This window comes from Mycobacterium sp. (genome assembly GCF_035314665.1).
Taxonomy (GTDB): Bacteria; Actinomycetota; Actinomycetes; order Mycobacteriales; family Mycobacteriaceae; genus Mycobacterium.
In genome coordinates, this window is record NZ_DATFZD010000164.1 from 1 (window position 1) to 9493 (window position 9493).

The 9493-nt window shown below is 65.6% G+C and carries 6 protein-coding genes and 3 pseudogenes; 5 read left to right on the top strand and 4 right to left on the bottom strand.

Annotated elements, in window-relative coordinates; translation table 11 throughout:
* Nucleotides 1–69: 69 nt before the first annotated feature.
* The 3 genes and pseudogenes from VKI00_RS13315 to VKI00_RS13325 all read right to left on the bottom strand — a co-directional run.
* Nucleotides 70–2064: pseudogene (locus VKI00_RS13315) on the bottom strand (heavy metal translocating P-type ATPase); the annotation flags it as partial.
* A 1-nt stretch (nucleotide 2065) separates the two neighbouring features.
* Nucleotides 2066–2545, bottom strand: a pseudogene (locus VKI00_RS13320) (MFS transporter); the annotation flags it as partial.
* Between the two features lie 28 nt (nucleotides 2546–2573).
* Nucleotides 2574–4529 (bottom strand): heavy metal translocating P-type ATPase, encoded by a 1956-nt coding sequence (locus tag VKI00_RS13325; RefSeq protein WP_324438046.1) that lies wholly within the window; start codon nucleotides 4527–4529, stop codon nucleotides 2574–2576.
* A gap of 93 nt (nucleotides 4530–4622) precedes the next feature.
* Here VKI00_RS13325 and VKI00_RS13330 point away from each other — a divergent pair, with 93 nt between their 5' ends.
* The 4 genes and pseudogenes from VKI00_RS13330 to VKI00_RS13345 all read left to right on the top strand — a co-directional run.
* Complete coding sequence (locus tag VKI00_RS13330) at nucleotides 4623–4985, top strand: metalloregulator ArsR/SmtB family transcription factor (RefSeq protein WP_324438048.1); 363 nt, start codon at nucleotides 4623–4625, stop codon at nucleotides 4983–4985.
* Between the two features lie 819 nt (nucleotides 4986–5804).
* On the top strand, nucleotides 5805–6176 hold the full coding sequence (locus VKI00_RS13335) for a hypothetical protein (RefSeq protein ID WP_324438050.1): 372 nt from the start codon (nucleotides 5805–5807) through the stop codon (nucleotides 6174–6176).
* Between the two features lie 35 nt (nucleotides 6177–6211).
* On the top strand, nucleotides 6212–6889 hold the full coding sequence (locus VKI00_RS13340) for an ArdC family protein (protein WP_324438052.1): 678 nt from the start codon (nucleotides 6212–6214) through the stop codon (nucleotides 6887–6889).
* Between the two features lie 752 nt (nucleotides 6890–7641).
* A pseudogene (locus VKI00_RS13345) lies at nucleotides 7642–7788 on the top strand (DNA-binding response regulator); the annotation flags it as partial.
* Nucleotides 7789–8329: 541 nt separating this feature from the next.
* Here the strand turns inward: VKI00_RS13345 and VKI00_RS13350 are convergent.
* Complete coding sequence (locus tag VKI00_RS13350) at nucleotides 8330–8623, bottom strand: hypothetical protein (RefSeq protein WP_324438054.1); 294 nt, start codon at nucleotides 8621–8623, stop codon at nucleotides 8330–8332.
* Between the two features lie 427 nt (nucleotides 8624–9050).
* On the opposite strand from VKI00_RS13350, the gene VKI00_RS13355 reads away from it, so the two are divergent.
* The gene (locus VKI00_RS13355; protein WP_324438056.1) at nucleotides 9051–9287 is read left to right on the top strand and encodes a hypothetical protein; all 237 of its coding nucleotides are present in this window, start codon (nucleotides 9051–9053) and stop codon (nucleotides 9285–9287) included.
* Nucleotides 9288–9493: the final 206 nt, after the last annotated feature.

Below are 9493 nucleotides of genomic sequence, written 5' to 3' on the forward strand. Positions count from 1 at the left end.
ACTGCAGTGACGATCACCGCCACCAGGATCCCGGTCAAGACCGCGCTTATCGGGCCCATCGTGGTTGATTTACCGTGTCGCCGCGGCGTCGGTTCGCTTTGATGGGCGCCGTGCTCGGGTGGTTTCGGGCGTCGTGGGCTCGTCCTCGGCGAGGGTGAAGTAGTTTTCTTCTTCCTGCAGGAAGTGCAGCCGCAGCAGCGTGTACAGGCCGTACAGGCATGCCAGCAGGTCATCGACTTGGTCGGGCTGGATCGCGCCTGTCGATTGCGCCAGACCTGCATGCGCGCCGATGCGATCGGCGAGGCGCTGGATCTCAGCGTGGGTGCGGCTCATGGTGGCGGTGGCCTCAGCACCGCCCAGGGGGTCAGCCAACGCCGGATAGAGCTGGGTTTCCTCCGCGTGTTCGTGGGGCAGGATCCGGTCGGTGAGCAAGGCGTGCGCGGCGACCAGCGATTCCAACGCCGCAGCGTCGGGGCAGCTGACCAGCCGATCGGCGCTGCCGCGCAGCAGCCCGAGGGTGTCGCGCAGTTCGTCGTGTTCGGCCGCGAAGCGGCGCAGCATCTGCTCGGTGTTGATGGGCAACGCCACCTCGGCGGCCGGGTTTCCACGCAGGGCCCGCAGCGCATTGAGGATCACCGCGACGTCGATGCCCTCTTGCAGCAGCGCACCCGCCGCCGGCGGCAGCCAGCCCAGCGCGGCGATCACCATCGCCAGCAGCGACAGGCTCATGCCCACCACGGCGCTTTGCACGGCGATGCGCCGCGACCAGCGGGCGATGTCCATCGCATCGGCGAGGCGGTCGACGCGATCGGTGGTCAACACGATGTCGGCGGCCTCCGAGGACGCGGTGGCTCCCCGCGCGCCCATCGCCACACCCACCGTCGCCGCCGCCAAGGCGGGGGCGTCGTTGATCCCGTCGCCCACCATCACCGTCACCGCCCGTTCCCGCTCGGCGCGTACCGCGGCGACCTTGTCGGTCGGTGTCTGTTCGGCGTAGACCTCATCTAGTCCCAGCACCGTCGCGACCTCGCGGGCCGGCTCGGCGCGGTCGCCGGTGAGCATCACCAGCCGGTTCAGACCGGCCGCACGCAACCGCCGCACCGTGCGAGGCGCGTGGCGGCGCAACGGATCCCGCAACAACACCGCGCCGGCCGGCTGCCCTTCGCTGCACACCCACGCGATAGCTGCGCCATCCAAGCGGGCCCGGTTGACTACCCCGCGCGCCCACGCGCTGGTCACCGTGTCGGTGGGCAGTTTTCCGACGGTCACACGGCGCCCGTTGATGGCGGCGGTGGCGCCGCGGCCCGGCTCTTCGAGCACATCGGCGGGCAGTGACAACTGAAGACCGCGGGCGAGCGCTTCGGTCACGATGGCCTCGGCCAGCACGTGCGGGGAGAGCTGATCCACCGACGCGGCCAGCCGCAGCATCTCGGTCGCGTCGCCCCCGGGCGCGGCGACCACGTCGACGACCACCGGGCGTCCCATCGTCAGGGTGCCGGTCTTGTCCATCACCAAAGTCGTTGCATGCCCGAGGTTTTCCAACGCGCCACCGCTGCGGATGACCACCCCCGCACGCGACGCCCGCGACAGCCCCGAGACGATCGCTACCGGTGCTGCCAGCAGCAGCGGGCACGGAGTCGCCACCACCAGCACCGCCACCGCTCGCACGGCCGACCCGCTGGCAAGCCACGCCCCACCGGCCAGCAGCAGTGCCAGCGGCAAAAACCACGCCGCGTAGCGGTCGGCCAACCGCACGATCGGCGCGTTCTCCGCGCCCGCCTGCTGGGCCAGCCGCACGATGCCCGCATACGTGCTGTCGTCGGCTGTTGCCGTGGCGCGCAGCTCGAACGCGCCGCCGGCGTTAACGACACCGCTACGCACCGGTTCACCCACGGCACGCTCGACGTGCAGCGGCTCACCGGTCAACACCGACTCATCCAGCACCGCCACCACGTCGACGATTCGCCCGTCCACCGGCACCACCTCGCCGGGCCCGACGACCAGCACATCATCGACGGCCACCTCGGCCAGCGGAATCACGCTGACCTGCGACCCGACGCGTCGCCACCGTTAGCGCCAACGCGGCCAGCACCGGGCTGAGCAAACTCTCCATCGTGGAGGCGAGCTGGGAGGCCGACAGCGCCTTGGTGTAGTCGGATTCATCGCCGACCACATCGGGGATGACCGCCTGAAACGTCGGCGTGAACGCCGCTGACGCCGATTGCAGAACCGCGATGAGCACATAGATCTGCCACACCTGGTCGATGAACGGCAACGCGACCACCACCGTGGCCCTGGTGAGATCGAGACCCACGAGCATCAGCCGCCGGGGAACACGATCGGCATGTGCCGCAGCGATCGGCGCCACCGTCACGTAGGCGATCATCTTGATCGCTAACGCCGTACCGAGCACGGCGGCGGCGTCGGCACCGGCGAGCTGGTAGGCCAGCAGCCCCAATGCCACTGTCGTGAGACCGGTCCCGAACAGCGCGACCACCTGCGCGGCGAACAAATGCCGATAGTCGCGGTAGCTGAATAACGACATTGCTGATCCCGTCTTGGTGTGGTGCGGCCTAGGTCGTCCAGGCGCGTTGGGCGAGCAGGCGCATGCCGTTGAGTCCGACGATGACGGTGGATCCTTCATGGCCCGCCACGCCGAGTGGCAGCGGAAGGTGTCCCAGTAGGTCCCAGAGGACGAGTCCGGTGATGAAGGTGGTCGCGATGGCCAGGTTGGCGATCACGATGCGGCGGGCGCGGCGTGATAGTGCGATCACCGCGGGGAGGGTGGCCAGTTCGTCGCGGACGATGACGGCGTCGGCGGTCTCGAGCGCCAGATCGGATCCGGCGTGGCCCATCGCGACGCCGGTGTGTGCGGCGGCCAGCGCGGGGGCGTCGTTGACGCCGTCCCCGACGAGCAGCACGCGCCGACCGGCGTCCTCGAGCTCGCGGACAGTGGTGACTTTGTCTTGCGGCAGCAGCCCGGCGCGGATGTCGGTAATTCCGATGTGCGCGGCGAGTGTGGTTGCGGCGCGGGCGTTGTCGCCGGTCAGTAGGGCCGGTGCGGTGCCGGTGAGTGCGGTCAGTTCGGCGACGGTGTCAGCGGCTCCGGGGCGCAGTTGGTCGGCCAGTGCCAGGATGCCAGCTGGGGCGCCGTCGGCGACGACGATGACCACGGTTTTGCCGGCGGCTTCCAAGTCGGCCACCGCGGCGGTCATCGAGGCCGAGGTCTGAGCGTCGGATAGTAGATGCCGGGGGCTGCCGACTTCGACGCTATGACCGTCGATGGTGGCGCGGACACCGCGTCCGGGCGCGGAGTCGAAATCCTGAGCCGTGGGTGGTCGAAGGCCATGTTCGGTGGCGGCGGCGACGATCGCTCGCGCCAGCGGGTGTTCGCTGGGGTGTTCGGCGGCCGCGGCCCACGTGAGGATGGTGTCGGTGTCGTAGCGCGTTTCGTCGAGGGTTTCGACGTCGGTGAGTTGGGGTGCGCCCTGGGTGAGGGTGCCGGTCTTGTCGAACGCCACGGCGGTGATCGAGCCGAGTTGTTCCATCACGACCGCGGATTTGACCAGGACGCCGTTGCGTCCGGCGGTGGCCATCGCGGCCAGCAGCGGTGGCATGGTCGCCAGCACCACCGCGCACGGGGACGCGACGATCATGAAGGTCATCGCCCGCAGCAGCGCGGGCTGCAACGCCGCGCCCAGCGCGAGGGGGATGAAGAACACCGCCAAGGTGGCGGCCACGACCCCGATCGAGTAGTACTGCTCGACCTTCTCGATGAACAACTGAGCTTTGGCCTTGGTGGCCGAGGCTTCCTGCACCATGGTCACGATGCGGGCGACGACGGTGTCGGCGGCGGCCCGGTCGACCCGAATCCGCAGCACCCCGGTGCCGTTCAGCGTCCCGGCGAACACCTCGTCGCCGGGGTTTTTGGCGACCGGTAGTGGTTCACCGGTGATCGATGCCTGATCCACGTCGCTGGCACCGGAAATGACCTGGCCATCGCCGCCGATCCGTTCACCGGGGCGCACCACAATGATGTCCCCGACCGACAGATTGGCCGCATCGACCACCGTCTCGTCTCCGGATTCGGTGATCACGGTGGCACTTTCGGGGGCCAGATCAAGCAGGCTGCGCACCGAGTCCGCGGTCCGCTGAGTCAGAAACGCTTCCAGCGCACCGGATGTGGCGAAGATGACGATCAACAGTCCGCCGTCAAGGACCTGGCCGATCGCGGCGGCCCCGATCGCGGCCACGATCATCAACAGATCGACATCAAGAGACTGTGCCCGCAAAGCTTGCAGCCCGGCCAGCGCGGGTTCCCAGCCGCCGGTGACATAGCAAGCCAGATACAGCGACCACCACGTCCACGCCGGCGCGCCAGCGAACTGGGCAGCCAGCCCCAGCACGAACAGGACCGTCGCCACAGTTGCCCACCGGACCTCGGGAAGGGCGAACGGACGTGTCCGGGCTCTCGGTTGGCGATCGGGGGCAACGGCGGCGCGGGAGCGGTCCAGGACCGGAGGCGACATCGGGAACTCCACATTCGGTAAGACGACGGGACATCGCCACCATACAGGAACATATGAACAGGTCTTCATAGGATCATTAGGTAGGATGCAGCCATGGGTCACGGCATCGAGGGCAGAACCACCCCGCCCGCGCAGCTCGACGCCGAGTCGGCGGCATCGGTCGCCGCGACATTGCAGGCGCTGGCGACGCCGAGCCGGCTGCGGATCCTGACCCGCCTGCGCCACGGTGCGTGCTCAGTCAACGACCTCTCGGCGGCCGTGGAGATGGAACAGTCCGCGGTCTCCCACCAGCTACGCCTACTGCGTGCAATGGGGTTGGTCACCGGAGCACGCAACGGACGCAGCGTCATCTACGCGCTCTACGACAACCACGTCGCGATGCTCCTCGACGAAGCCGTCTACCACATCGAACACCTCGGACTCGGCGTCCCAGACGAACCCTCCGCGACCGCCTGAAGGTTATTGCTGTTCGCTTAGGCCTTCACTCATCGCGACCCCCTGGTGACGTACCCGCGCAACCGCACCGGCTGCTCAACCTCCCGCGCTACGCAACCCCGGCTTTACGCGGCAAGCAACTGAAGGTCGCGCGGCAGCCCACCCCCCTGCACCCCCCACCCAACGCAACATGAGGATCTGCGCTCTTGGCTCGCCCTCTGTGCTCTGTGCATCCAGTCAGCCCGTCCACGCTGTGGAGCTGAGCCGTTGCAGGTGTGCAGCAACCCGGCGACATGCAACCGCGCGAAGATACCGTGCCTGGCGCGGCTCAACCTAAGCTAGCTGGTCGCTTGGCAGTTGATACCGGGGAGATTGCCATCACCAAACGTGGTCCGCTCGACACCGGACCGCCGTTCACGGGGACGCAGCACGGGACAACACCGAAATATTAAGCGCCCCAATATAACTCGGCCAGCCCAAACTGAAACTAGAGCAAGCCCAAACAGCCCGTGCCAAATGATAGGGGCTATTTTTTGCGCTTCACTGCCAAATTGGAAGGGGAGGGAACAGTCCGGCTCCGCAGGTGCGGGGTACAGCAAACGAGAGACTTTGCCATTATCTCAGTAACTACGCTCTCTAGCAGAGCTTTTCGTCTCTGACGCTAGCTTGCTAGCAAACTCATGTCATGTAGAATTGAGCTCAGTCGAGCCGGTATCGGGCCAGCTCAGACCGCGGGATTGGAGCAAATCAAATGTTCGTTCTAGCTATCGCCGTGTTGGGTGTCGTGCTCGCCGTGTCAGCTGTGCTGGCCGGCGTCGTGCGGGTGATCGGGTCGGGCAGGTGAGCGGCTACCGGCGCAGCGGTTATCGTGGCGGCGGCGGTGGTGCCGGTTCGCGGTGGCTGACGTTGCGCTACGCGGGCAGCTGCAAGGTGTGCGGCGCGGAGCTGCCCGCCGGATCGTTCGCGTTCTGCGACGCCGCCACGCGCGCGGTCACGTGCGAGCGAATCGAGTGCGCGGAGGCCGATGGGCTGACCCGCCAGGAGTGGTCAGGCTCGCCCGTCAGCGGTCAATTCGTGCGGGTGCGCGTGGAGCGCCGCGTCGGCATCGCGGCGCCCGGCGTCATCGTCTCCCGGTTCAATTCCGGCGCAACGACATACCGCAACGCGCGCGGGCGGTGCGAGGACGCGCCCTGCTGCGGGTGCTGCGACTGACATCGACCACATCACACGAGATTGGAGACACGCCAATGAACACAACGGATATTGACTGGCGGGCCACGCTTACCGAGGCGTTGAACGCCCCTGGCGCGCTGGGGAACACGTACACCCGGTTCTACAGCTACAGCTTCCTGAACCAAATCCGGCTGATGATGCAGGGCGTCGCCGAACCGGTGGCGACCTATAAGGTTTGGCAGGAACTCGGGCGGCAGGTCCGTAAGGGGTCTAAGGCGAAGGTGGTGCTAGCTCCGGTTCTGGTGAGCCGCGACGCTAAGGACGACAACGGGCGCGTGGTTCTCGGCGAGGACGGTAAACCGCGCAACCGCCAAGTCCTGGTCGGATTCCGTGATAGTCGAACGGTTTTCGGTTTCTCCGACACCGACCGCGACGAACTACCGCCGGTCGAATTGCCGGGCTGGGACACCGATACCGCGCTGACAGCATTAGACGTTGATCGCGTCCGGTTCGACATGGTGAACGGTAACGCCCAGGGTTTCAGCTTCGAGGACGCTAACGGGCGGCATGTGGCGATCAATCCGACCGCGGCGTATCCGGCTAAGACGCTGCTGAGTGCAGCGGCTGGCTACGAGCTGGGATCATCACCCCAGCTCGTAGGACTCATGCGAGACCCGGAAGAAGTGTCCGGTGCTGGTGTCAGTGCATTTCACAGCCGACTGCTCGGGGCTGCAGGCGATCGCGCCCGCTGATAGTGGTTGGTCGTAATTCACCGGGTCGGAGGCCGCCAAGGTGCCTGGACTGTAGCCCACAATCGGCAACTGACCCCGCATGAGAACGAGGGTGCTGGTGGCGTCGTCCCGGCCCTGCGGGGACGGCCGCGGTGGCACCCAGCTCGGGTTAACGATGTCGCACTGCACAAAATTCTTAGGGAACCCGAGTTTGTCTGTTGGAGGGACGTTCACCAGGTTGCAGGAGATGTCTCCCGACGGCGACTGGAACTGCGCGGAGAAGGGGTTGGCGTGCGAACTTGGTGCCAAGCCGATCGTTGCCGCGCCCATCCCCGCAACCATGGACAACAGCGTCCACCGCGCGAGGCGCTCGTCGCCTGTTGCTCTACGACGAGTGAACAAACTTGAGTGTGTCGCAGCGGGCCGATACATTGATCTCTCCAAAGTTTTCTTTGAAAATTGCCCGCGCTCATCGGTGGTCACGGAGCCTGCTCTTGAGTGGATATTGTTACGGCAAAGTTACGTAAAGCCTTCACGCACAATCGGTTAGCGATGTAGCCTCACTTTTGGTCTGCACTCTCCTTGGTCAAGAGCTCTGTTACCCAGTGTTTTTGGGACACAACGGCATCGCAAGCTCACCGGTGAGATGCATAGAGAACCCATATCTGACGGCCCGGGCGGATGCTCGCCGGATCGCCGACACATTTGAGAACGATATGAGTTCCGTGACGATTTTGTGACAATGGCGTGTGAGCGAGGAAGAATGAAGGATAATTTCGGGTTCCGCGCGTGAACAGCGGCCACGTCAGGCCATCCTCGGTCAGCTGGCCCGGATCACCCGCGCCGATGGGTCACCGATCCGGGTTTTGCTGGTCGACGACGAACCGGCGTTGACCAACCTGGTCAAAATGGCGCTGCACCCCGATGTCGCCCTACAGAACGCCAACTCCGGCTTCGCCAACGCCGATGCCTTCGACTTCCTGAGTCTGTCGACCGCGTTCTACTGCCCGCAATATCAATGAGGATGGTTTCGATGATTGACGCACGGCTGCCGGGCCGTAACTAGGCGTACGGGAACCACTTCGACCTCGGCGTCTACTACGGCGGCTTCGACTCCGCCGTGGTCTTCGGCTCCGACAGCACCGCCGAGGCCGGCTTCGGCTCCCCCCCATCACCATTCCGTTTGGGTGGCTCCCCGGTGGTATCACCAGTTTGCCCGAAAATAACCTTTTCGATTTCGCCGCCGTCTTCGGCGACACGGCCACCGCGACCGCTACCAGCGGCAGCTTCGTGACCGACATCGTGCCGTAGCGTCAGCGCCGTCCCTGGCGGATGTCGGTGGCGCGCGGTACAACGTCGCAGTGGCCGAACCGCGGCGCGTGGCCCGAACGGTTGCCGCCGCGTTTGGCTTCACCCAACCCGACTGCGTCGTCCAAATCGTCAGCGGCGGTTCATAATTCTCTAACCGCCACCGCCGCCCTGACTGCCACACCAGCCACAGTAGTAGTCGTTGTAACCCCACCAATCTTCCGTCGCGCTGGTCGCCGGTGGTGGCGGGGGCGGCTCTGGCGCAGTGGTGGGTGGATCCGCTGGCGCCGGCGCCGGGAGCACAGCCGGCGTATTCGGCGTGCCGCCGAAAGCGGGCGCCGCATAAGCCGGGACGCTCACCGTGGCCGTGAGTATAGCGATAAGCACCCCCGCCACCCCGATCTTCGCGATGCTGCTGCGGGCGCCGGATGATCTTGCCCGAGTCATTGATCGCTCCCTTCACCGGGTCCCGAATAGCACTTGCTTCATCGGGTCCCGGACTTGCTGATGTTGCCACTTAATGATCGAGGCAATAGATATTCATCACAAGGCATACGAGTGGAATTGCTGACCGTGCAGCAGCATCAGCTACGCCGCGCGCGACCCTCCGACCGTCACCATCACTACAGCTCGCCTACGCCGACGCCGCCTGGTCGGTGAGTTCGGTGTGGTGTACCTGCAACGGGCGGCACATGGCGTGGCGATGCCATTGCGGCGCAACCCTTTACGCACCGCAGCCGGGACCTCATTGTCGAATCCGCGACCGAGGCCCGGCATCGATATTTGAAGACGAGCAACGCGGCTAAACGGTTGATCTGAGGTCGGGTCGACATAAGTCCACATCTGACTGGGTATGCATAGTCCCGTGGTGGTGATGGGTGAACGCGATGCAGCTCAGGCCGAGGTACTGATCCAGGCTTTGAGCGACGTGCGCGACGAGCTGATTAGCCGGATGACCTGGCTGGAAAGACGCGGTGCCCGGTTAGACGCCGCAGCGTTGCGGCGAGACGTCAATGAAGCTCAGGCCCACATCACTCGTCTGCAGCGCCGCTATCTGGGCGGAGATGTGCAGGCATCCCCACCCGTTCGTCAGGCCCGCAAGCGCGGCTGAGAGCCTGCGCCGGGACCGGGGATCCGGATTCCCGCCGGGAACCGATTCGTCCTAGTCCACGTCCAACTAGTGTTCCCCGCCGTTAATTCGTTTCATTAATCGTTCGATGGCCCGGAGGATCTGTTCGGCGGTCTTGGTCCAAACGAATGGTTTGGGGTCCTCGTTCCAGGCGGCGGCCCAGGCGCGGATGTCGCGTTCGAGGGCCT

Coding starts and splice junctions, on each gene's coding strand:
- VKI00_RS13325 (WP_324438046.1), bottom strand. CDS start 4,529: ATGTCGCCTCCGGTCCTGGACCGCTCCCGCGCCGCCGTTGCCCCCGAT.
- VKI00_RS13330 (WP_324438048.1), top strand. CDS start 4,623: ATGGGTCACGGCATCGAGGGCAGAACCACCCCGCCCGCGCAGCTCGAC.
- VKI00_RS13340 (WP_324438052.1), top strand. CDS start 6,212: ATGAACACAACGGATATTGACTGGCGGGCCACGCTTACCGAGGCGTTG.
- VKI00_RS13350 (WP_324438054.1), bottom strand. CDS start 8,623: ATGACTCGGGCAAGATCATCCGGCGCCCGCAGCAGCATCGCGAAGATC.
- VKI00_RS13355 (WP_324438056.1), top strand. CDS start 9,051: ATGGGTGAACGCGATGCAGCTCAGGCCGAGGTACTGATCCAGGCTTTG.